Annotated in this window: 18 protein-coding genes; 7 read left to right on the top strand and 11 right to left on the bottom strand. The window is 68.4% G+C overall.

Going from position 1 to position 21,107, the window contains the following annotated elements; translation table 11 throughout:
* A partial coding sequence (gene nuoN / locus NL1_RS32925; RefSeq protein WP_067847980.1) for an NADH-quinone oxidoreductase subunit NuoN occupies positions 1 to 1,198 on the top strand: 1,198 nt, incomplete at its 5' end.
* 59 nt (positions 1,199 to 1,257) lie between these two features.
* Here the strand turns inward: nuoN and NL1_RS32920 are convergent.
* The 3 genes from NL1_RS32920 to NL1_RS32910 form a co-directional block, all read right to left on the bottom strand.
* Positions 1,258 to 2,910, bottom strand: coding sequence for a hypothetical protein (locus NL1_RS32920; protein WP_218024524.1), 1,653 nt, complete (start codon positions 2,908 to 2,910; stop codon positions 1,258 to 1,260).
* 284 nt (positions 2,911 to 3,194) lie between these two features.
* Positions 3,195 to 4,556 (bottom strand): serine hydrolase domain-containing protein, encoded by a 1,362-nt coding sequence (locus NL1_RS32915; RefSeq protein WP_067847977.1) that lies wholly within the window; start codon positions 4,554 to 4,556, stop codon positions 3,195 to 3,197.
* 85 nt (positions 4,557 to 4,641) lie between these two features.
* Positions 4,642 to 5,466: an alpha/beta fold hydrolase gene (locus NL1_RS32910; RefSeq protein ID WP_067847974.1), complete on the bottom strand. Its 825-nt coding sequence runs from the start codon at positions 5,464 to 5,466 to the stop codon at positions 4,642 to 4,644.
* Between the two features lie 225 nt (positions 5,467 to 5,691).
* Between NL1_RS32910 and NL1_RS32905 the strand changes: the two genes are divergently transcribed.
* The gene (locus NL1_RS32905; RefSeq protein ID WP_067847970.1) at positions 5,692 to 6,132 is read left to right on the top strand and encodes an ester cyclase; all 441 of its coding nucleotides are present in this window, start codon (positions 5,692 to 5,694) and stop codon (positions 6,130 to 6,132) included.
* An 18-nt stretch (positions 6,133 to 6,150) separates the two neighbouring features.
* On the opposite strand, the gene NL1_RS32900 is transcribed toward NL1_RS32905, so the two are convergent.
* The 3 genes from NL1_RS32900 to NL1_RS32890 form a co-directional block, all read right to left on the bottom strand.
* Positions 6,151 to 6,951: a DUF998 domain-containing protein gene (locus NL1_RS32900; protein WP_084511297.1), complete on the bottom strand. Its 801-nt coding sequence runs from the start codon at positions 6,949 to 6,951 to the stop codon at positions 6,151 to 6,153.
* 201 nt (positions 6,952 to 7,152) lie between these two features.
* Positions 7,153 to 7,839 (bottom strand): response regulator transcription factor, encoded by a 687-nt coding sequence (locus NL1_RS32895; protein ID WP_067847968.1) that lies wholly within the window; start codon positions 7,837 to 7,839, stop codon positions 7,153 to 7,155.
* The gene (locus NL1_RS32890; RefSeq protein ID WP_067847986.1) at positions 7,836 to 9,101 is read right to left on the bottom strand and encodes a sensor histidine kinase; all 1,266 of its coding nucleotides are present in this window, start codon (positions 9,099 to 9,101) and stop codon (positions 7,836 to 7,838) included. Before NL1_RS32890 ends, NL1_RS32895 begins: the two co-directional genes overlap by 4 nt.
* A gap of 107 nt (positions 9,102 to 9,208) precedes the next feature.
* On the opposite strand from NL1_RS32890, the gene NL1_RS32885 reads away from it, so the two are divergent.
* Entirely contained in the window at positions 9,209 to 10,189 is a 981-nt protein-coding gene (locus tag NL1_RS32885) for a hypothetical protein (RefSeq protein WP_156095152.1), read from the top strand.
* A 72-nt stretch (positions 10,190 to 10,261) separates the two neighbouring features.
* On the opposite strand, the gene NL1_RS32880 is transcribed toward NL1_RS32885, so the two are convergent.
* The gene (locus NL1_RS32880; protein ID WP_067847962.1) at positions 10,262 to 10,465 is read right to left on the bottom strand and encodes a cold-shock protein; all 204 of its coding nucleotides are present in this window, start codon (positions 10,463 to 10,465) and stop codon (positions 10,262 to 10,264) included.
* Between the two features lie 401 nt (positions 10,466 to 10,866).
* On the opposite strand from NL1_RS32880, the gene NL1_RS32875 reads away from it, so the two are divergent.
* Positions 10,867 to 12,117 carry a cytochrome P450 family protein gene (locus NL1_RS32875; protein ID WP_067847959.1) on the top strand — a complete coding sequence of 417 codons (1,251 nt, stop codon included), beginning with the start codon at positions 10,867 to 10,869 and terminating at the stop codon, positions 12,115 to 12,117.
* A gap of 36 nt (positions 12,118 to 12,153) precedes the next feature.
* Here the strand turns inward: NL1_RS32875 and NL1_RS32870 are convergent, their stop codons facing one another.
* Positions 12,154 to 15,369: an ATP-binding protein gene (locus tag NL1_RS32870; protein WP_162272793.1), complete on the bottom strand. Its 3,216-nt coding sequence runs from the start codon at positions 15,367 to 15,369 to the stop codon at positions 12,154 to 12,156.
* A gap of 111 nt (positions 15,370 to 15,480) precedes the next feature.
* Between NL1_RS32870 and NL1_RS32865 the strand changes: the two genes are divergently transcribed.
* Both NL1_RS32865 and NL1_RS32860 read left to right on the top strand, forming a co-directional pair.
* Positions 15,481 to 16,116, top strand: a complete 636-nt coding sequence (locus NL1_RS32865; RefSeq protein WP_245673700.1) for a hypothetical protein — start codon at positions 15,481 to 15,483, stop codon at positions 16,114 to 16,116.
* 130 nt (positions 16,117 to 16,246) lie between these two features.
* Positions 16,247 to 17,143 (top strand): alpha/beta fold hydrolase, encoded by an 897-nt coding sequence (locus tag NL1_RS32860; RefSeq protein WP_067847952.1) that lies wholly within the window; start codon positions 16,247 to 16,249, stop codon positions 17,141 to 17,143.
* Positions 17,144 to 17,236: 93 nt separating this feature from the next.
* Here the strand turns inward: NL1_RS32860 and NL1_RS32855 are convergent, their stop codons facing one another.
* The 3 genes from NL1_RS32855 to NL1_RS32845 are packed head-to-tail and all read right to left on the bottom strand — an operon-like array spanning position 17,237 to position 19,842.
* Positions 17,237 to 18,031, bottom strand: a complete 795-nt coding sequence (locus NL1_RS32855; protein WP_067847947.1) for an alpha/beta fold hydrolase — start codon at positions 18,029 to 18,031, stop codon at positions 17,237 to 17,239.
* A 31-nt stretch (positions 18,032 to 18,062) separates the two neighbouring features.
* Positions 18,063 to 18,902 carry an alpha/beta hydrolase gene (locus NL1_RS32850; protein ID WP_067847944.1) on the bottom strand — a complete coding sequence of 280 codons (840 nt, stop codon included), beginning with the start codon at positions 18,900 to 18,902 and terminating at the stop codon, positions 18,063 to 18,065.
* Positions 18,892 to 19,842, bottom strand: a complete 951-nt coding sequence (locus NL1_RS32845) for an alpha/beta hydrolase (protein ID WP_067847941.1) — start codon at positions 19,840 to 19,842, stop codon at positions 18,892 to 18,894. The genes NL1_RS32850 and NL1_RS32845 overlap by 11 nt, the downstream gene beginning before the upstream one ends.
* A 117-nt stretch (positions 19,843 to 19,959) precedes the next feature.
* Between NL1_RS32845 and NL1_RS32840 the strand changes: the two genes are divergently transcribed.
* Positions 19,960 to 21,107 (top strand): AAA family ATPase (locus NL1_RS32840; protein ID WP_156095151.1); only part of this gene is annotated, 1,148 nt, incomplete at its 3' end.

The raw sequence follows: 21,107 nt of genomic DNA, 5'->3' as shown, positions 1-21,107 counted from the left end.
GTCGGCGGTCCCGGGCAGCGCCGACGAGCTGGCCGCGACCCGCGCGGGCATCGCGACCACCGAGGTCTTCCCGCTCACGCTGCTCGCGGTCGGCGGGCTGATGCTCTTCCCGGCCTCGAACGATCTGCTGACCATGTTCGTCGCGCTGGAGGTGCTGTCACTCCCGCTGTACCTGCTGTGCGGGCTCGCGCGGCACAAGCGGCTGCTCTCTCAGGAGGCGGCGCTGAAATACTTCCTGCTCGGGGCGTTTTCGTCGGCGTTCTTCCTCTATGGCGTCGCGCTGCTGTACGGCCAGGCGGGGACGGTCCGGCTCGCAGGCATCGCCGACGCGATAGCCGCGCACCCGTCCGAGGCGATGCTCGCGCTGCTCGGCGTGGCGATGCTGGCGGTGGGGTTGCTGTTCAAGATCGGCGCTGTCCCGTTCCAGTCCTGGGTGCCCGACGTCTATCAGGGTGCGCCGACCCCGGTCACCGCGTTCATGGCCGCCGCGACCAAGATCGCGGCGGTCGGCGCCATGCTGCGCATCCTGCAGATCGCGGTGCCGGGGCTGCGGGACGATTGGCGCCCGGTGCTCGCGGCGGTCGCGATCGCGACGATGCTCGCAGGCGCGGTGCTCGCGGTGACCCAGACCGATGTGAAGCGAATGCTGGCGTATTCGTCGGTGGCGCACGCGGGATTCATCATCATCGCTCTGGTCGCCGCCAACGATGCGGGCATCGCGGCGGTGCTGTTCTATCTGGTCGCCTACGGTCTCGGCACCCTCGGCGCGTTCGCGGTGGTGAGCCTGGTCCGCGAACCCGACGGCGACGAGGCGACCGGGATGGCGCAGTGGGCCGGGCTCGGACGCCGATCCCCGTGGCTGGGCGCGGTGTTCGCGCTACTGCTGCTCTCTTTCGCCGGTCTGCCGCTCACCAGCGGGTTCGTCGGCAAGTTCGTCGTATTCGAGGCGGCCGCGTCCGGCGACGCGGTCACGCTGGTCATCGTCGGCGTCATCTCGAGCGCCATCGCGGCGTTCTTCTATGTTCGCGTGATCGTGATGATGTTCTTCACCGATCCCCCGGCCGACGCCCCGGTGGTCGTCATTCCCGTCCTCACCCGGGCGCTGATCGTGCTGACAGCGGCGGCGACCGTGGCGCTCGGCGTGTTCCCGCAGCCGCTGCTGGATCTGGCCGACCAAGCGTCGACTCTCGTGCGCTGATCTCGTCCACGCCGAAGGGCCCCGGCCGGGCAATCGGCCGGGGCCCCTTGCGTTGTGCGCTACTTGTCGAGTTTCGCCCGGAACGGACCGCCGATGCTGTTGAACAGCAGGTCGCCGTTCGGGAACGCCTCGATGATCGCGTAGGCGCCGTTGCCGTAGTTGGACGGCCCGAAGATGGTGCGGTGCACGGTCTCTCCAGTCTTCCAGTCCAGGCCGGTGACCTCCCAGCCGTCGGCCTTGCTGTAGCCGTTGACGAACACGATTCCGGCCTCCGTCGACACCGCGGGCACCATCGAGGTGGACACGACGTCGCCGCGCTCCCACGCCGAGGTCCACTTGTCCGCGGCCGGATCCCACTCGAAGCGCTGCATGCCGTGCGGCGGCTCGTCCACCGGGCCGTTGGCCATGACGTCGACGAGCCGGTCGGGTTCACCGCCCGCGCCGATGTTCTGCACGACGAACGCACCGTAGTCGTGCACCACCACGGACTGCTCGCTCTGGATGAACTCGGGCTTCGGATCGGGCAGACCCGCGGTCACCTCCATCTGGTCGGCGATGCGGTTCGATTTGGTGTTCGCCTTGGGCTGGAAACCCTCGGGGATCTCGTTGCGCCAGAACGCGACCAGCTTCATGTGGTCGGCGCCGTCGGTGATCACCACCAGTTCGTCGGAGCCCTCGCCGAATCCCATGAGCGTGGGCGTGGAGCCGCTGCCGATGCCGAACTTCACCGCGGGCGGCTGGCGGCCGAAGTCGTAGGGCGCGGACCAGGCGCCGTCGGCCTCGTCGGTCGACAGCTTGGAGCCGGTCCACACGACCTTGCGCATCACCTTGTCGGAGGCGACGTAGATGCCGCCCTTCTCGTCGACGGCGATCGAGTTGGAGACGGTCTCGTCGTCACCGAAGCGGATCTGCTGCGGTTGCCCCGACAGTTCGCGGTCGATCGCGAGCACACCGCGCGAGGACACGACGATGAGGTGGCCGTCGTAGGTCATGTTGACACCGACGATGCTCTCGGGGATGCCGAGCGTGGTGGTGCCCGCCCCGAGCAGTGGTTTGAAGTCGAAACTCTCGACGATCTCGATGCCTTCTTCGGGCTTGTCGTTGTTCTTCAGACCGAAGACGACCAGCTCGGAGTTCTGGGTGGTGTAGTAGACGCGATTGTCCTTGTCCACCAAGCCGTAGACGCCGTTGGCGATGCGCTGCCAGGTCGCGCCGCCCCAGTCGTCGCGGATGGCGTCCTGGATCTGGTCGGTGTCGGTGAACGTCTGGCCGAGGACCTCGTCCAGCGCCTGCGTCGGGATGGGCTGCACGCCGGGCGCGTCCATGGCGGCCACTTCGCGGAAGCCGCGGTCCGAGACGTCCACGTACCGCACGCCGGAACTCGACGAGACCCACATGTACTTCTCCGACGGCGAGGCCAGGGTGATGATGTTGACCGGGCCGGTGGGCACGCGCGGCATCTGGAGTGGGTCTACCCGGAACGTGCCCCTCGGCACGGGATCGGCGAAGCTGTCGGATTGGCCGGAGTCCAGGTGGGTGACCGCGTATTTCTCCGCGGCCAGATACGGGTTCTTCGCCGGACCGTGCGTAGTGGTGTTCGCGGCCGGACTCGGGTCCGACGCTTCCGGCGAATCGTTGCCACACCCGGGTACCGCGCAGGCGATGGCCATCGCCAGGACCGCGATACCGGTGGAAGATCGATACTTGCTCACAGCAGTGCTCCTGTTCTCGCGACGGGTACTGCGTTCGAAGTCGAGCTGACGAACGAGCCGTCGACCGGAAACACCGCCGACGGCGACCAGCGGAACCACACGAACTGAGACAAGAAGCCTTCGGGCTTTCGCGACGCTAACACGATGCGCGCCGCAGCAAGATCACTTCGGCGGAGTGCACACGTCTCCGCACAGGCCTACTCGCCCTGCCGACCGGATCGGATTTCCGGTCGGCGGCGCGTGGTGTCCGAGGTGAACAGCCGGACCTGACAGCCGGGGCCGGATCACGCGGCGACGCGCTGGAAGAGCCGTCCCGCGAGGTCGATGCCGACGATCGTGCCGCTCGCGTCGCGGGAGAAGTAGCCGAGTTGTCCGCGCAGACCGCCGCCGGTGACGATGTATTCGTCGCCGTCGCCCGGCAGCAGGCCGATGGCGGCGGCCGGGTAGTCCGGCGGCATCGCCCCGTCCATGGCGGCGCGGACCTCCGGTTTGACGGCAACCGCGAGGTTCAGTCCCGTCTCGTCCGCGTCGATGGTGAGGGTCATGGCGTCGATGTCATACGTGCCGGTCAGTTCCGCGGCGCGCGACGCGTCGTAGGGCAGCGGTTCGGGGTCGCGGTCGTGGATGCCCAGGTAGTGCTCGAGCGCCCAGCGCACGATCGCCTGGTTGCAGGCGATGCCCTCGGGGCCCGCGTTCGACATCACGACGACCGCGAAATTGCGTTCGGGGACGATGAGCAGCTCGGCGAATTGCCCGTTGCCGGATCCGCCGTGACCGATGGTCCGCACGCCGTCGATGTCGCGCAGGAGCCACCCGAGGCCGATGGCGTCACCGAGCGAGCTCGCCCGCAGCTCGACCGTCGGGCGGTGCATGGCGAGCAGGCTGCCGGTGGGTAGCACTGCGCCGCCGTCACCGAGATGGAAACGGGCCCAGCGCAATTGGTCGGCCGCCGAGGAAGCCAGACCGCCGCCGGGGTTGTTCGCCCGCGAGGGCCGCCACAGGCACGCGACCGTCAGCGAACCGTCTTCCTCGGCATTGTGTCCCTCGGCGAACCGGCGGGCGGTGATCTCGCGCCGCGTGAAGGAGCTGTGCGTGAGGCCGAGCGGGGCGAGAACCAAGTCGGCGACGGCCTGTTCGAACGGCTGCCCGGTGACCTTCTCCACGATGCGTCCGGCCAGGTTGTATCCGGCCTGGCTGTAGGAGGCCCGCGCGCCCGGCTCCGCGATCAGGTCGAGCTCCGGCAGCCGTGCGACGAATTCGGCCAGCGCGTCCTCGCCGTCACCGGTGTCGACGACGAGGTTCCAGTCCAGTCCGGCGGTGTGGTTCAGCAGGTTCGCCACGGTGATCTGGTCGGCGGCGTCTTCGTCGGCGAGCGCGAACTCAGGAAGGTACGTGCGCACCGTGGCGTCCAGATCGACCCGGCCTTCCGCGGCCAAGCGCATCAGCGCGGTCGCGGTGTAGGTCTTGGTGATCGAGCTGAGCTGGAACAGCGTGTCGCTGTCGATCGGTTGCGGGTTGTCCAGGCTGGTGACGCCGTGGCAGGCGAAGACCTCCCGTCCGTCGATCAGCAACCCGACCGCCACACCGGGAATCCCGAACTGAGTGGCGGTCGCTTCGACGAACTCGGACAGCGTGACATCGGACATCGGGCGTTTCCTTTCCGCGTTTGTGGAACACCCTTGACGATGCCGACCGGCGCTGACAGCGCACTGACAGTGGACCGACGGCCTGTCAGTCCCCGCGCAGCACGCCGCGCAAGTATGCGGCGAATGCCGAAGGGTCCCCGACGAATCCGATGTGGTCGCCGGGGAACATCGTGGGTGCGAGGCCGAGGGCGGCGGCGAGCGCGCGGCTGCTGCGGTCGCACAGCTGGTCCGCGGAGTCGACGCCGATACCGATGACGATGCGGGCGGGGGTCGCGCGCAGCGTATCCAGGTCCGGCAACCAGGAGACGGTGCCGAGGAGCTCGTGGTCGAACCAGTAGCGCTCGGAGGCGAGCTGGGCGGGATCGCGGTCGCCGCCGAACATCTGCTCGAGCACCGGTTCCGGCAGCGGGATGTTCGCCTGCACGAAGAACTTTCGGAACGCGCCGAGCACATCGCCCGCACGGAAGGAGGCGATCATGTCGTGGGTGCCCGCCCGCAGCTCGGCGCGGTCGTCGAGCAGCTCGATCAGCGGCGGCTCGTGCGCGACCACGGTGGTGACCAGATCGGGATGGGCCTCGAGCAGCGCCAGCGCGCTCACCGCGCCGCCGCTGGACCCGAGGACGACGGCCGGTCCGATACCGAGGTGGTCGATCAGCCGGGCGAGATCCTCGCCGCGCAGCGCGGGCGTGGAGTCCCGGTGCGGATCCGTGAGCACGCTGGCGCGGTGTCCGCGTGGGTCGACGGTGAGAACGGTGTGGTCGGTGGCGAGCAGGTCGGCCAGCGGCGCGAAGTCCGAGGCGGACATGGGCGCGCCCGCCAGGACGATGAGCGGCCCGTCGCCGCGGACCTCGTAGTAGAGGCTGACGTCGGGGAACTCGACGGTGCGGGCGACGGTGGTGGGACTGGCCATGGGGTCTCCTCGGTGCGAATGTGTCCTTCGACTGTGTGGACGGTCGCGGCGCGTGGAATTCATCGCGTCTCCGGGACCCATTCGTTCGCCGACCGCGCTCTCCGGGTCCGCCGTTGCCGCCGCGGTGTCACAAAACGGTGGGGGCCGGTGTCTCGTGGGTGACATAGTCGAGTCGGCACGTTGCCGAAGATTGCCGTGAGCTGCCGAGTCCGAAGGAGGAGTCGAATGCCAACAGCCCAGGAAACGAACAAAGCGACCCTCGAGCGTTTGCACGACGCCCTGAACTCCCGCGACTCGGACCTCATCGCGAAGACGATCGACGAGGTCGTCGCGCCCGACGCCGTGATCCGCACACCCGCGGCGGTGGATGCGACGGGGCCGCGCGCGCTCGAAGAAGTGTTCGGCAGGCTCCATCGGGCTTTCCCCGACCTGCACATCGCGGTCGAAGATTCGATCGCCGAGGGAGACAAGGTCGTCAGCAGGAACACCGTGACCGGCACCCACACGGGCGAGTACCTGGGTCTGCCGCCAACCGGTAAACCCATCTCCTACCGCGAGATCTTCATTTTCCGCTTCGTCGACGGCCGGATCGTCGAGAGCTGGGGAGTCGTCGACACCCTCGCGCTGATGCGTCAGCTCGGCGGTCTGCCCGGAGGGTTGTCGTAGTCGGGGTCGCCGTTCCATTTATTCGACAGACACGCGTGGGACTGGCCTGCTCATCAGGCGGATCGCCAACAGAGCAATCCAAATGCCGCCGGCAATGATCCCAATCCGTTCGATGAGCCCTGCTGGTCCCCCGTCTACCAATTTGGCGGTGAGGACGAAGGCGACATAAGAGGTGACGACCAGCAGGCCAGTGGCAACCGAATACCGGGACCAGCCCCGGCTTTCGAGCGCCTCATCGCGCCGTGCCAACACGAAGCAAGCCGCAGTCAGCGATGTGAACTGAACCAGACCTAAGAGAATATGAATGGCGCCGTGAATGGTCAGCGCTTCCGACGCTCCCGGTGGGTAACCTAGCGACGGGTCGGGAAGGATAGGCCCGATGGCGACGAAGGTGAAGCCATAGATGCCGAGCAGGATGGGCCCCCAGGTGGAACCAGGTCCTGTACGCAGAAGCAGCCTCATCCCGATGGCAAAAGCGAGCAGGAGCGCTCCGGTGACGATGTAGTTGGTTATTTGCATCCACCCACCAGGCCCCAGTTCGAGGTTGCTGTCGGGGACTACCCAGGCGTTGTAGTCAGGGCGTATAGCCCCAAGGACGAGAATGACAACAATGTTGAGCAGCGGAGCAATGACACCGCAAGCCAGCAGCAGTCTCATCGCCGCTGACTGCTCTCCAGTGCTTTGCGCTGAGGCTTCCATATGATTTCTCGTGTCGGTCACGACACGTGTCCTCTCGTCGTCGATCGGGGTGAGGGTTCGAGTTGCGTTCGGCTCGCCGACCGCACCCGAGGTGAACACCACTATCGACCGATCAGTCACCCCGGAGATTGGAAGAATGTTCCCCAGGCCCGGTACCGATCCAGAGCGATGACCCTCAGATTGCCCGCGTGCAGCGCCCCCGGTGTGCGGTCCGCGAAGATCGCCACATCCCGGCACAGATGAGCCTGATCGGTGTACCCACACACCGCAGCGACGTCGGCAGCGGGCCGGCGAGTTGCTCCCGCAGTCGCCGCACGGCATTCACCCGCCCGGGATGACGAAGCCCGATTCGTAGGCGGCGATGACGGCTTGGGTGCGGTCTCGAACACCCAGTTTCCCCAGCACGTTCCGCACGTGCGTCCGCACGGTCTCGACACTCAGGTACAGATCGGCGCCGATCTCGGCATTGGACTTGCCCGCCGCGATCTCGCGCAACACTTGCGCCTCGCGTTCCGTGAGTCCGGCCCTCCGCAGCCAGTCACCGGCGGGCCGGGCGTGCGCGGCGGCCAGGGAACGGATCGCCTCGGGAAACAGCAGCGAGTCCCCCGCAGCAATGGTGCGCACCGCACGCACCAATTCGTCCGCGGGACAACGTTTCAGCAGGAATCCGCTGGCACCGGCGCGCAACGCGTCGTAGACGTAGTCGTCATTGCCGAAAGTGGTCACCACCAACACCCGTGGTGCCGCGGGCACGGTCGCCAAGAGGTGCCGGGTGGCCGAGATGCCGTCCACCCGTGGCATGCGCACATCCATGATGACGACGTCGGGGGTCACCCTCAGCACCAGATCGCGGACCTCGGCGCCGTCCCCGGATTCGCCGGCCACCGAGATATCGGGCTCGGTCTCGAGTATGGCGCGCCACCCGGTCCGCACCAAAGGATCGTCGTCGACGATCAGCACGGTGATCGGCCTCGGCTGAGGGCGCTCATGCGTATCCGGCTGTCTCACTGCCCCTCCCAAGGGATTTCGGCGACGACGACCCATCGGTCACCTGACGGACCCGCAGTTACGGTCCCGCTGTGCAAGGCGATCCGTTCGCGGATACCGAGCAGCCCGCGCCCGGTGCCGGGGCGCGACGCCGACCCGCGCGGATTGTCGACTTCGAGACGGATGTGCTTGTCGGACACCGTAATCGACACCATGATCGGGCCGTCCGCACCGTGCCGCACAGCATTGGTCACTGCCTCTTGCGCGACGCGGTAGGCCTCTCTGGACACCGCGGCCGGCACCCGCACCGGATCCCCGGCGAGGGTGACCTCGACGCGATCGGCCGGATACGCGGTGAACAGGGCGGGCAGATCGGCCAGGCTTCGGCCCGCGGGCGCTGCCGCGGGCAGCGCCGTGCCGGGACCGTTCCCACCGGAGTCGTTCGCCCGCAGAATGCCGAGCACGTGATCGAGATCCTCCAGCGCCGCCCGCGCGGTGTTCTCGATGTGGTGGAATGCGCGGGTCGCGAAGGCGGGATCGCGTTCCAGTACGCGGGCGCCCGCGCTCGCCTGCACGGTCATCGCGGTCAGCGCGTGACCGATCGAATCGTGGAGTTCACGGGCCAGTTCGTTGCGGGCCGCCGCGGCGCGCTCGCGCCTGCGCAGCGCCGCGATCTCGTCCGCCTCGGTCGGCCCGAGCAGGGCGGGCGCGAGACGAGCCAGCCCCGCGCCCGCACCCGCGACCGAATAGACGGTGCCGAGCACCATCGCCAGTCCCGCCGCGATGGTGGCCAGGCTGGGTCCGATGCCGTCGGCGGAGGCCGGGGTCCGGCGTATCAGCTCCTGCGCGGTCGCGCTGTCGGTGAACGGCACCGCGCACAGCCCGAGGCCGGTCGGCACGGCGAACAACACCAGCATCAGCATCGCGCCGCCGGTCAGCACCGACGCGACATACCACAGCGCAACCCGGCGACGGACATCCCAGCGCGTCGCCGAATCCGGTTCGGGCTCCGGCAGTTCCACACCGAGCAGGGTGCGGGTGGCGGTGATCGCCAACGCGCGCGACGCAGGCAGGACCGCGACACCAGCTCCCACCACGATGGTCAGGCCCGCAAGCAGCACGAACATGGCGATATCCGCACCGCCGTTGCCGCGGATGGCCTGCACGAACACCGCTGCCAGCGCGACATACGGCACCCCGACGACGCCGCCGAGCAGCAGGTACACCCCGCGCGAGTAGGTTTCGGGCGCCAACAGCGGCCGCAGTGCCCAGATTCGTCGCACCACCGCATCTTCGCAGGCGCCGCGCACCGGGCGAATCACCCGTGCGGGGGAGCCGTACCCTCCGTGCGGAGGAGGATTCGGCCAGGTCTTCGCGCAACAGTCGGATCATGACATCACCGTCCGAAGCCCTGTCCGATCGCCCTGCTCCGCTGCCCCGCATCCGATTGGTCGCCAGCGTGGCCACCGTGGCCGCCACCCTTCCGTATCTGACGCTCAAGACCAACTGGATCGTGGGCGGCACGCTCGGCGTGCGCGACCCGGAATTCCTGGACAGCTCGGCGATGACCGGGCTCAACCTGGTCACCTTGGCAATGGACGCAATCGCGGTGGCGTTCGCGATCATCCTGGTGGCGCCGTGGGGCCGGCGCGCGCCCGGCTGGATCGTGTTGTTGCCCGCCTGGATCGCCGGTGGCCTGCTGATCCCGATCGTGCTCGCCGCACCCCTGGGTCTGGCATTGGACTCCGGCGCGATCGACGATGAGCCCGACTTCCCGCTGGCGACTTGGGTTTTCCCGGTGGTGTACGGCGGGTTCACGGTGCAGGGGATCGGACTGGCCGTGGGTTTCTTCTGCTACGGCGTGGACCGGTGGGGCGGTCTGATCGGCGGACGAGTCGGCGACGACCCGCGCCCCGCGCGGCAGTGGCGGGAACTCGTGTTGCTCGCCGCGGCGCCTGCCCTGGTCACTGGCCTCTGCACGATTCTGTGGGGCTGGGGTGTGCCCGGCGGTCTGTCCGACGAGATGTACGACAACCGCAACGCCGCCTTCACGATCATGGAAACGGTGCGCGGAGTGTTCGCGGCACTGGCGGTGGTGGGCACGCTGACGCTGGTACGCCGCAGACCCGCTCGGATGCCTGCCTGGTGCGCGGTCGCTCTGGCCGGATTGGGTTCGGGCGCGATGTTCGGCTGGGGGCTGTGGGCGATGGTGGTTACGCTGACCGAGGGACCGCTGGCGGAGGACGCCCGCCCCGCCGCGGCCAATCTGGTCCAGCTGTTCCAGACTCTCACGGGGCTCACTCTCGGCCTGGCCGCTCTAGCCATCGTCGCGAGCCGTCGACACGCTACGGGTCGTGGTGCACGCCGGTGACCAGCCCCAAGCCCGCTGGAAAAGGCGGAAGCCCCGCATCCGAAGGATGCGGGGCTCACTCTACTGCGTCACTCAGATCGCGCGGACGTCCTGCGCCTGCGGACCCTTCTGACCCTGACCGACCTCGAACTCCACGCGCTGTCCTTCTTCCAGGGACTTGAATCCCGAGCCGGACACGGCGGAGAAATGAACGAAGACGTCGGGGCCGCCACCGTCTTGCGCGATGAAGCCGAAGCCCTTTTCGCTGTTAAACCACTTCACACTGCCTTGAGCCATTTGTTTACTTCATCTTTTCTGTAGGTGAGCAAGCGAATCACACCGATAAGCCTGATCTCACCCGTCTACCCTCTCATGGATCGGCGGTTTCCTCACCATGAATACCGCAGCCTGTGAGCTAACCGACAGTGACGGTCCGGGCCGATCGCCGCCTGCCTGGCATCGGAGCGCGCCGGTGAGTCGCTGAAACCTGCTGCGCCTCTCGACCATTGGGCCAGTAGCGGCGAAGGTCACAGCCGGGCCCAGCGAACACTGGGAGCGGGACATCCCGGCCGCGACCGGGGCGGATGCTGTGAACGTGGCCGAAGTGAAGTGATTGTGCATCGTTTTCGGTACGCACCGCCCGCCGGCTGCTTAGGCTCACGGAGCTTGTTGTTCGATCACCTGGAGTATCTCCGACGATGATGTCCTCGTCCTCAGCGCACGGCAGAACCGCGCTCGATTCGCCCATCGATACCGACGGCCCACGGGTGCCGCTGTATTCGCCGGAGTTCGCGGCGGACCCGCACCGGGTCTATCGCGAGATGCGCGGCCGCTATGGGTCTTTGGTGCCGGTGGACTTGGCGCCGGGTGTGCCCGCGACCCTGGTGATCGGCTACTACACCGCGGTGCGGATCTTCAATGACCCGGACCATTTTCCGGCCGACCCGCGAACGTGGCAGCAGAACATCCCCGCGGACTGTCCAGTGCTGCCGATGATGCAGTGGCGGCCGAACGCTTTGCGCAACGCGGGCGCCGACCATGCGAGGTATCGGAAGACGAATACGGCGGGTCTGGACAAGGTCGATCAGTACGGCTTGCACGACACGGTCGCGGCGCTTGCGGTGCCGCTGATCAATTCCTTCTGTACCGAGGGGTCCGCGGATCTGGTGCGCCAGTATGCGTTTCCGCTCGCCTTCGGGGTGCTCAACGCCCTGCTCGGCTCACCGGCCGAGATCGCGGCCCGCGCCGCGAAGGGGATGGCCGCCATTTTCGAGGGCGCCGAGGCCGAACAGGGCAACCAGATGCTCATCGGCGCACTTCTGGAACTGACCCAACTGAAGCGCGCCGAGCCCGGCGACGACGTCACGACGCGGATGGTGCAACATCCGGCGGGGTTGAGCGACACCGAAATGGTGCACCAATTGGCCACGCTGTACGGAGCGGGCATCGAGCCCCAACAGAACTTGATCATCAACACCCTGCTGTTGATCCTCACCGAGGAACGGTTCGGCGGAAGCGTACTCGGCGGGAGCCTGTCCACCCGGGACGCGCTCGACGAGGTGCTGTTCGACGATCCGCCGATGGCGAACTTCTGCATCAGCTTTCCGCGCCAGCCGATTCTGATCGACGGTGTGTGGTTGCCCGCGCATCAACCCGTCGTCATCAGCATGGCCGGCTGCAACAACGACCCCGAGATCAAAACGGATCAATACGCGGGCAATCGATCTCACCTGGCGTGGGGCGCCGGACCGCACGTCTGCCCGGCGAGTTCGATGGCATACCTGATCGCCCAGGAGGCCATCGATCAACTTCTCGACGCCCTGCCCGAACTACAACTTGCCGTACCGCCCGATGAACTGACCTGGCGCCCAGGCCCGTTCCACCGCGCCTTGACCGCCCTGCCCGTCACCTTCCCGGAATCGCCACCGCTGCCGGAGATTCAGCGGTAAGCCCCGAACGCGGCTTCGGGCAGTTCAGCTGACGGCTCAGTCGAACGGCCACCGCGTCAGGCGGTCCTCGGCGCGCAACTCATAGGGCCGCGCGCCGAGTACGCGCGCCCGGTGCCGCGCGGCGACCACCTCGTCGCGCGCGCCGGGGAGTCCGAGAATTCCGCGCGCGGTGCCGCGATAGAGCCCGGACGGCCCGAGACACACCAATCCCGGCCATTGCACGATCAACGTCTCGCCCCACCCTTGGGTGAACGGTTCGAGTTCGGCGGTGAGCTCGACCACCCGGTCGCGCTGCCGCGGCGCGCGCTGACCGACCGCGAGCAGTGCCTCGACCAGCAGTGGCACACGCACGACCAAGCGCGGGCCGTACAACCTCCCCGGCAGGGCGATGATCGACTCGATCGTCGACAGCGCGCGCTCGTGGTCACCGATCTCCGCCGCGGCCATCGCGACCACGAGCGCGAAGTCCTCGTCGAAGTCCTGAGCCATCCGGTCCACTTCGGCGAGTAGCTCGCCGAGACGTCCGCGATGCCACAGCTCGATCGAATTGCTCGTCAGCGCCGAGACTTCGGCGAGTAGCCGGGCGTGATCGTCGACCGCGCCGAGATCGTCGGCGAAGCGGGTCATCAGCGCCTGCGACTGCCGGTAGTCGCCGCGCAGCACGGCGAGCATCACCTGCCACCACAGCTGGGTGGCCGCGAGGTCGACGTCCCCGGCGGAGGCGAGCCGGGCGAACTCGGCCGACAGCCGGCGGACCAGCCGCATATCTCCCGCCTCGAGGGCACAGACGCGGCGCAGATGGACCGCTGTCGCCCGCGCCGTGCGGTCGTGGCCCGCGAGTTCCTCGAGTTCCTCGGCGATCTTGCGCCGGTCGGCGACGGTTGTCGGACCCCAGGTACACAGGAACTCGGCCAGCAGGACCTGGGGCCACGATCGGCTACCGGGTGCGCTGCGCGCCCGCGCCTCGGCCAGAGCATCGAAATGCCCTGGTAGACCGTGGATTGCGCGGTCCACAGCCTCGATCGCTTCCGCCTCGGCGACCAGCTCGGCGTCGAGATCGAGGCGATGCGCCAGTGCCTGCGCTCGCAGCGCCGACGAACCCGTGTGCACCACACCGTATCCGGAGAAGTACCCGGCTACGCCACGTGGTGCGGAGAGCAGCGCGGTCCGCGCCAGACCAGACCAGTCGCGGCGTTCAGCGCACCGCCGACCGGCCCGATCGAAACACGCTGCGGCCGCGTCGTAGTGGCCGAGGCGGTGATGCGCCTGTCCCGCAAGCCAATCCAACTCGATCAGCAACTCCGCGTCACCGGGATCCGCGTGCCGAAGCCCGAGCGCGGCGAGTTCGGCACACTCGGTATGAGCGTCCCGCCGTAGCGCGTCCCGCGCCGCGACCGAACACGCGTGCGCGGCAGCGGAATCCAGCGAATCCAGTGCTGCGGCGCTGCGATGCCGTGCCTGTGCCGCGAGTGCGCCCGGCCGCAGGTCGGCCAGCGCCTCCGCGATCCGCTTGTGCAACACCGCCGTCCGCACTTCACCGATCGTGGCGAGTACGGCGTCGCGCACGAGTTCGTGTTCGAAAGCGACGGCGCCGTCTTCGAGCGAGACAACCCGTGCGGTGACGAGTTCACCGATCCGATCGTCGAACCGCGGCGCACCGTCGGCGGCGGCGACCAGACCGATCGACGCGCGCGCGCCGATCACGGCCAGCACCTCGGCGAGCGCTCGCGCCGCGGGCGAAACAGCGGCCAGCTTCGCCGTCGTGATCTCGGGGGCGGATCCCCTGACGTCCAAGGGGCGGCCCGCCCGAACGAGATCGCACAGTTGTGCCGCGACGAACGGGCTACCGGCGCTCAGCTCGATGATCTGGGCGCGCATCTCGGGACCGGCCGAGCCGAGATCGGCGCGCACCAGCTCGTCCACGGCCGCATCGGGCAGCGGCAACAGGTCCACCACAACATGGGTGCCTGCGGACTGGAGCAACCGCACCGCGGCGCCCACCTCGGCCGGGAGGGGTTCGGGGCGGACGGTGAGAAACAGCAGGACCGGATGGGCACGGAGCACCCGCATGGCCGCCGCGATCATCCGCACCGAATCGGGATCGGCCCATTGCACGTCATCGATGACAGCGACCAAGTGTCCGGTCTCCCGCGCCACGTCGGCGAACAGCGCCGCGAGCGCACGCGGTGTCGGAATGTCGGGCACGGCACGCCCGGCCAGCGCGGCCTGATCCAGCCACGGCATCAGCGTCGCCAACGCCGATGCGCTCGCCCCGCTGATCCCCGCGGTGAAGAAGGCCGTGTCGCCGTGGCGTCGTACGACGTCCTCGACGACAACCGTCTTGCCGATGCCGGATGCGCCGCGCACCGTCACGACGGTCAGTCCGTGCCGCGACCGATTCCGGGCACGGTCCAGGACAGCGGCGACGTCGTCACGTCCGACGAGGGCCGACCGTTCCGCCGCGGGGGCTGCCGCGGGCGTTGCCGGATTGCGGATCTCGTTCTCGACCCGGACCGTGTCGGGCGCGGGATCGAGCCCGAAATCCTCCCGCAGCGAACGCCGCAATCGAACGAGGACGTCGAGGGCCTCCGAGATCCGTCCGCAGTCGCGTAGCGCCAGCGCCAGCAGCCGTGCCGTGCCTTCCCGCTGCGGATGCCGCTCGCATTCGTCGGTGAGCAACGTGACCGCGTGCCGGGCGCGGCCGAGCACGATCAATCCCTCGGCGCACATCTCGACGAGTTCCGATCGCAGCTCGGTCAGACGCGCCCGTTCGGGAGCGAGTTCGGCGACGTCGTCGACCTCGGAGAGCGCATCGCCGCGCCACAGGCGCAAGGCGCGTTCGAGCAGATCGACGGTCCGTCCGACGTCACCGTCGGCGTGTGCCGCGCGGGCGTCCCTGGACAGCACGTCGAGCAGGTCGAGGTCGGTGCCGGATCCGCCGCACCGCAGCACGTAGCCGTTCGGGCTGGTCTCGATCCGGAATTCGGGAAGCGGCCGCAGCGTCCGGCGCAACCGTGACACGTAGCCCTGCAGCGTGACCAGGGCACTCTCCGGCGGGCTTCCCCGCCAGAGCAATTCGCACAGATACGGCGCGCTGCGGGCGGTGCGCTCGGCCGCGAGGATGACCAAGAGCTCGGCGTGTTTGCGCGCCGGGATGGTGAGGCGAGCGCCGTCCTGGCCGCGCACTTCCAGCGGCCCGAGTACCGCGATGGCCGGTCGGTCGTCGTCGGACCCGCCGCGCACCAGCGTCACACCAGCGCCCTCGCCGACCCTTGGCTCATGACACACACGCAAGCACTCCTACCAACCCCGGCCACCGGTGAAGATCGGACCATCGGTCCCTCTCGCGAGACTGTACTGCGGATGTGCGGTGCCGCACTGAGCATCGCGGGCCCCCTGTGCATCGCGGGCGGCACACTGCATCCGATCGTCGCGGGCAAGAGCCATTCGGTCGAGGCGCTCACCAGCCCCGGAGCACCGATCGCGCAGATCTTGCTCGGCATCGGAACCATCCTGCTTGTCCTCGGCCTGCCCGGGATGTACGCGTGGATGCGGCCGAGACTCGGCACGGCCGGATTCGTCGGCCTCGTCTGCTACCTGATCGCCAATATCGTCACCGCAACCGGTCATCTCACCGTCGAACTGTTCGTCGCCTACCCGTTCGCGTCCGACTCCGGCACCGCGCATGTGATCGCCGACAACGACAACATGATCGACACGACCGCGTTCGCGTTGTTCAACATCGTCGGCGCTCTCGTCCTGCTCGCCGGGATGGGGCTGCTGGGTGCGAGCATGTTGCGCAACAACACGGTGCCCCGCTGGATCGCGGTGCTCACCCTGCTCGCCGGTGTCGGCTTCTTCCTCCCGATTCCCGCCACCCAAGGTCTCACCGGATTTATCTACGAGGCGCCGCGCGGCATCGTCGTCGCCGCCATCGGTGTCCTGATGCTGCGTCGGCCGGGCGGATTGCGGAGGTGGGTGGAGCACACGGGTAGGTAGCGGAGTACGGGCGGTCCCCGGCCGCCGCTCCCCTATGCGCCCCGAAGCGTTCGCCCTCCACCCACGGGCGGTCGCCGGATCCACCCGCAGACGGTGGTTCGGTAGCCGCCCGGCGAACTATCGTGACCATATGCCTGTTACCGACGGTATCGCTGTTTCCGAACCGCCAGTCATCCCCGGTGTGCGCCGGTCGTTCACCACCGCCCGTGGGGTCCGATTCCATGTCACCGAAGCCGGGCCGGTCGACGGTCGTCCGGTCGTTCTGCTGCACGGCTGGCCGCAGCACCATCACGCCTACCGGGATCTACTGGCCGACCCGCCCGAAGGACTCCGGATCATCGCGCCCGATCTGCCGGGCTACGGCTGGTCGGGCCCGCCGCCGCATCGATGGGCGAAGGAGGACATCGCCTCCGATGTGCTCGCGCTGCTCGATGCTCTGGGCCTCGAGCGGGTGCTGCTCGTCGGGCACGACTGGGGCGGTTATGTCGGATACCTGATGGTGCTGCGCCGGCCCGAACGTTTCGACGGCTATCTCGCACTGAACATGGCACATCCCTGGGTACCGACGGCGACAGTGTTGCGACATTTCTGGCGCTTCCTCGTCTATCAACCGGCGCTCGCCATCGCGGGTATGCCGCTACAACAGCGCACCCGCCTCCTCGAACGGCTCATCCCCGCCGCGATCACCAACCGCAGCGCGGTCGACCCCGAGGTGGTGCGAATCTTCGCCGACCGCTTCCGCGATCCGGTCTGCGCCCGCGCCGCCACCGACACCTACCGAACGTTCTGGCTGCGCGAAATCCCGAACAGCGCCCGCAATCCCGAGCGCCGTCGCGCCACCATCCCCATCCGCGCACTGTTCGGCGTGGACGACGCCGCTCTCCATCCTTCCCTCGCCGCCGCCGAAACCGCCCGCGCCGACGACTACACCTTCGAACCCGTCACCGGCTGTGGACATTTCATCGCCGACGAACGACCCGACCTGGTCCGCGCCCGCCTGATCGAGCTGGCTGCGGCCACGATATAGCGACGGGCGGCCGCCGGAATCCGAGACGTATGCGGCCGACGTGACGGAATCCGGCCGCTGTCAGGCCTGCCACCGAACAATCGCAATACCGCCTCACCGTGCCGCCGCCCTTACGAAGTCGGCGACTTCACCGGGCTCGGACACCAGTGACGCGTGCGACGCATCGATCTCCCGTGTCCGGGCGTTCATCCGGTTGGCCATGAATCGCTGCGCGGCCGGCGGAATGGCGCGGTCTCGGGTGGAGACCAGATACCAGCTGGGCGTCGACGCCCACGCGGGAGCGCCGGAAGGTTCCAGATTTGCCGACACGGCAAGCGAGCGCTGGTGCGTCAGCATCTCCGCTGCCGTGGCATCGCTGACGTCCTGGGCGAAGACCTCGTGAAAACCGTTGGGCGCGATGTAGGCATCGACATTCTTCCCGGCGGTCCCAGCCGCGTCGTCGACCACCTTCACCTGAAGCACCGGAGGAACCAACTGGCTCCCGGGGAACCGGATCGGATCGAGGGCCACCTGGTTGAGCTCGCCCTGCGCGGGCGCGAAGGCGGCGACGAACACCAGCGCACGCACCTTCGGGTCGTGCACCTGGGTGATGACCGACCCGCCATAGGAGTGGCCGACCAGGACCACCGGACCGGGGACGCTGTCCACAGCCCGCTGCACGGCGGCGGCGTCGTTGCCCGGTCCGCGCAGCGGATTGTCCGGCACCACAACGCGATAGCCGTCGGCGCGCAGGAGCTCCGCCACCCCATCCCAGCTGGTCGTGTCGGCGAAGGCGCCGTGCACGAGCACGATGGTGGGCGAGGGTGGCGTGGCCGCAGCGGTCGCCGCGGGAAAAGCGGTCAGGGTCACCGTGATCGCGAGGGCACGCAGACCGTGCGTCTGTTTCATTGGTCGTCCATTCGGGAGTATTCGAGACCGATCAGGCGAACCGCTGGACGAAAGTCAGTGCGGTGTCGCAGACTTCGCGCCATCCGGAGTCGATCGTCAGTGAGTGACCGCGGCCGGGTATCTCGACGATCTCGGTGACGGCGTGCTCGTTGCGCGTTTGCTTCTTGTACGAGGCCTTGGCGATCGCCCACGGCACGGTGTTGTCCTTCTCCCCCGAGACGATCAGCAGCGGACCGCGCTGTGCACCGGTGCTGTCGACCTTGGTCTGGCTCCACGGGTTCAGATTGGCCGTGGCCGCCTGGAACAGCGGAGCGCCGGGTGCGGGCACCGCGAACGTCTCGTACAGCTGCTCGGCCTCCGCCGCGTCGACCGCGTTGGCGAAGGCGAACCGGAACTGCTCGAAGGTGAGCGGCACGGCCCGGTGCCGATTGGCGGGGTTGGTCAGCACCGGCGCCGAGGCGCGCAGCGAGGAGATCGGCAGCGGCAACACGCCTTGGAACGGCGCGGGATCGATGGCCACCGTCGCTGCCGACAGTCCACGGCCCGCGAGGATCTGGGCGAGCAGGCCGCCGAAGGAGTGACCGATCACGACCGGCTTGCGGCGCAGCTCACCGATCAGCCCGCCGACATAGTCGGCGACCTGGCCGACGGTCTTGCCCGCGAACACCTCCGGATGGGCATGCGCCTCGGCGACCGTGTCGGGGTCGTCCGGCCAGCCGGGCAGCACCGGCACGTACCCGGCGGCGGCGAAGACCTCCGCCCACCGCTCCCAGCTCGACGGCAGCAGCCACAGCCCGTGCACGAACACCGCGGGCGTGCGGCCGGAGGCATTGGCCTGTTCGATCTGCTCGATATCGTATTCAGCGGACATCGTCGGATGTCCCTTCGGCGAACACCCCGCGCAGGAAACCGGTGGCTTGGTCGATGGCGGCCGCGGCGGCGTGGGTACCGCGCAGGGCGTTGAGCATGACGAAATCGTGGATGATGCCCTGATAGCGGACCGCGACCACCGGCACCCCCGCCTCGCGAAGCTTGTCGGCGTACGCTTCCCCTTCGTCGCGCAGCACGTCGGCCTCGGCGGTGATCACCAAGGCAGGCGGCAGCCCGGCGAGTTGCTCGCTGGTGGCCCGTAGGGGTGAGGCGGTGATCTCGGCGCGCTCGGCCGGGTCGGTGGTGTACTGGTCCCAGAACCACTCCATGGCATCGCGGCGCAGGAAGTAGCCGGTGGCGAACTGCCGGTAGGAGGCGGTGTCGAACGACGCGTCGGTGACCGGGTAGAACAACACCTGCCCGGCGAGTCCGGGTCCGCCGCGCTGCTTGACCAGCAGGGTGAGCGCGGCGCTCATGTTGCCGCCGACCGAGTCGCCCGCAACGGCGATACGTGCGGGATCGAGTCCGCGGTCGGCGCCTTCCGCGATGATCCACTGCAACGCGGCGGCGGCCTGCTCGAGCGCGACCGGGTAGCGCGCCTCGGGAGAGAGGCTGTAGTCGACGAACACCACCGCCGCGCCCGCGCCTTTGGCCAGCTCACGCGCGAGCCGATCATGGGTGTGATCGTTACCGAAGACCCAACCCGCGCCGTGGATGTAGAGAATCACCGGCAGCGGTCCGGCCACCCCGGCCGGGCGGAAGATGGTCAGGGCGGGATCGGACACGACTTCGCGTTCGGTGCCCGCCACCTCGATCTCGGGCGACTGCACCTCGTCGACCGCCTTGCGACCCTCGATCGGGCCGAGGTCGAACAGATACGGAGGATTGGCGGTCGCCTCCACGAAGGCCTGCGCCGCAGGTTCGAGTACGGGTTTGCTCATTGCCGTCCTTCTTCGGGAGCTGATATCGGCCCCATGACGATGCCGGTCTCGACCGTTGTTCGAATCCTTGACAGTCCCTAGTCCCGAGCGCGAACCCGTAGCCATAAGGTTGCTCTCATGTACCTCCATGGCCGCAAATCCGAGTCGGCTGAGCTCGAAGGCTTGGTGCGCAACGCTGAGTCCGGGCTCAGCGCCGTGCGAATCGTCAAAGGCCCGGCCGGAATCGGCAAGACGGCACTGCTGGAGGACGTGAGCGCGGCCGCCTCCGGGCTGCGGGTGATGCGGGTGGCCGGGGTCGAGGTCGAACAGGAGCTGGGGTTCGCGGGCCTGCATCGGCTGCTGCTACCGCTGCTCGGGGAACGTGGCCGGCTACCCACGCCGCAACGCGCCGCGCTCGAGACGGCATTCGGCATCCAGGCGGTCACCGCGCCGCCGGACCGATTCCTCGTGGGTCTGGCCACATTGACTCTGCTCGCGAACGCCGCGGCCGACCGGCCCCTGCTGGTGGTCTGCGATGACGCACACTGGCTCGACCGCGAGTCGCTGCAAGTGCTGACCTTCGTCGCGCGCCGGTTGGACGCCGAGGCGATCGTGCTGTTGTTCGCCGCTCGCGACGACGACGCCGAGGACGACCTGCACGGCCTGCCGGAATTGCGGCTGGAGGGGTTGTCCGAACCCGACGCGACCGAACTCCTCGAATCCTCCGTCACCGCCGACATCGACCGAGTGATCGCCACGCGGCTGCTCACCGAAACCGGCGGCAATCCCCTGGCCATCCTGGAGCTGGCGCGCAGCCTCGGCGAGGGCGGTCCGGCCGAATCCGCGCTGACCGACCCGCTACCGCTGGACCGCAGACTGGAGGCACGATTCCTGCGCCAGACACGAGGACTCGACGAAGCCACCCAGGATCTGTTGCTGGTGCTGGCCGCCGACGCCGGGAGCGATCCAGAACTCATCCGGCGCGCCGTCGGCAGCCTGACCACGGCCGCTTTCGACGCTGCGCTGGAACAGGCCCAGCGTGCCGAATTGCTGGTTCCCGCATCGGGTTCCGATCCGTTGCGGTTCCGCCATCCGCTGATCAGGTCGGCCATCTACAGCGGGGCGTCCGCGGCGCGACGGCGGCAGGTGCACGCCGCTCTGGCCGAGGCCGTCGACCCGATTCGCGACGCCGACCGGCGCGCCTGGCATCGGGCCGCGGCCGTCGACTGCCCGGACGCCGACGTCGCCGCCGAACTGGAGGCCGCCGCCGCACGTGCCGGTGAACG

It is taken from the genome of Nocardia lijiangensis NBRC 108240 (assembly GCF_001613045.1).
GTDB lineage: Bacteria > Actinomycetota > Actinomycetes > Mycobacteriales > Mycobacteriaceae > Nocardia > Nocardia lijiangensis.
This window is presented reverse-complemented; position numbering and strand designations above follow the sequence as displayed.

Coding starts and splice junctions, on each gene's coding strand:
- NL1_RS32855 (WP_067847947.1), bottom strand. CDS start 18,031: ATGAAACAGACGCACGGTCTGCGTGCCCTCGCGATCACGGTGACCCTG.
- NL1_RS32860 (WP_067847952.1), top strand. CDS start 16,247: ATGCCTGTTACCGACGGTATCGCTGTTTCCGAACCGCCAGTCATCCCC.
- NL1_RS32845 (WP_067847941.1), bottom strand. CDS start 19,842: ATGAGCAAACCCGTACTCGAACCTGCGGCGCAGGCCTTCGTGGAGGCG.
- NL1_RS32875 (WP_067847959.1), top strand. CDS start 10,867: ATGATGTCCTCGTCCTCAGCGCACGGCAGAACCGCGCTCGATTCGCCC.
- NL1_RS32885 (WP_156095152.1), top strand. CDS start 9,209: ATGACATCACCGTCCGAAGCCCTGTCCGATCGCCCTGCTCCGCTGCCC.
- NL1_RS32915 (WP_067847977.1), bottom strand. CDS start 4,556: ATGTCCGATGTCACGCTGTCCGAGTTCGTCGAAGCGACCGCCACTCAG.
- NL1_RS32905 (WP_067847970.1), top strand. CDS start 5,692: ATGCCAACAGCCCAGGAAACGAACAAAGCGACCCTCGAGCGTTTGCAC.
- NL1_RS32880 (WP_067847962.1), bottom strand. CDS start 10,465: ATGGCTCAAGGCAGTGTGAAGTGGTTTAACAGCGAAAAGGGCTTCGGC.
- NL1_RS32850 (WP_067847944.1), bottom strand. CDS start 18,902: ATGTCCGCTGAATACGATATCGAGCAGATCGAACAGGCCAATGCCTCC.
- NL1_RS32865 (WP_245673700.1), top strand. CDS start 15,481: ATGTGCGGTGCCGCACTGAGCATCGCGGGCCCCCTGTGCATCGCGGGC.
- NL1_RS32910 (WP_067847974.1), bottom strand. CDS start 5,466: ATGGCCAGTCCCACCACCGTCGCCCGCACCGTCGAGTTCCCCGACGTC.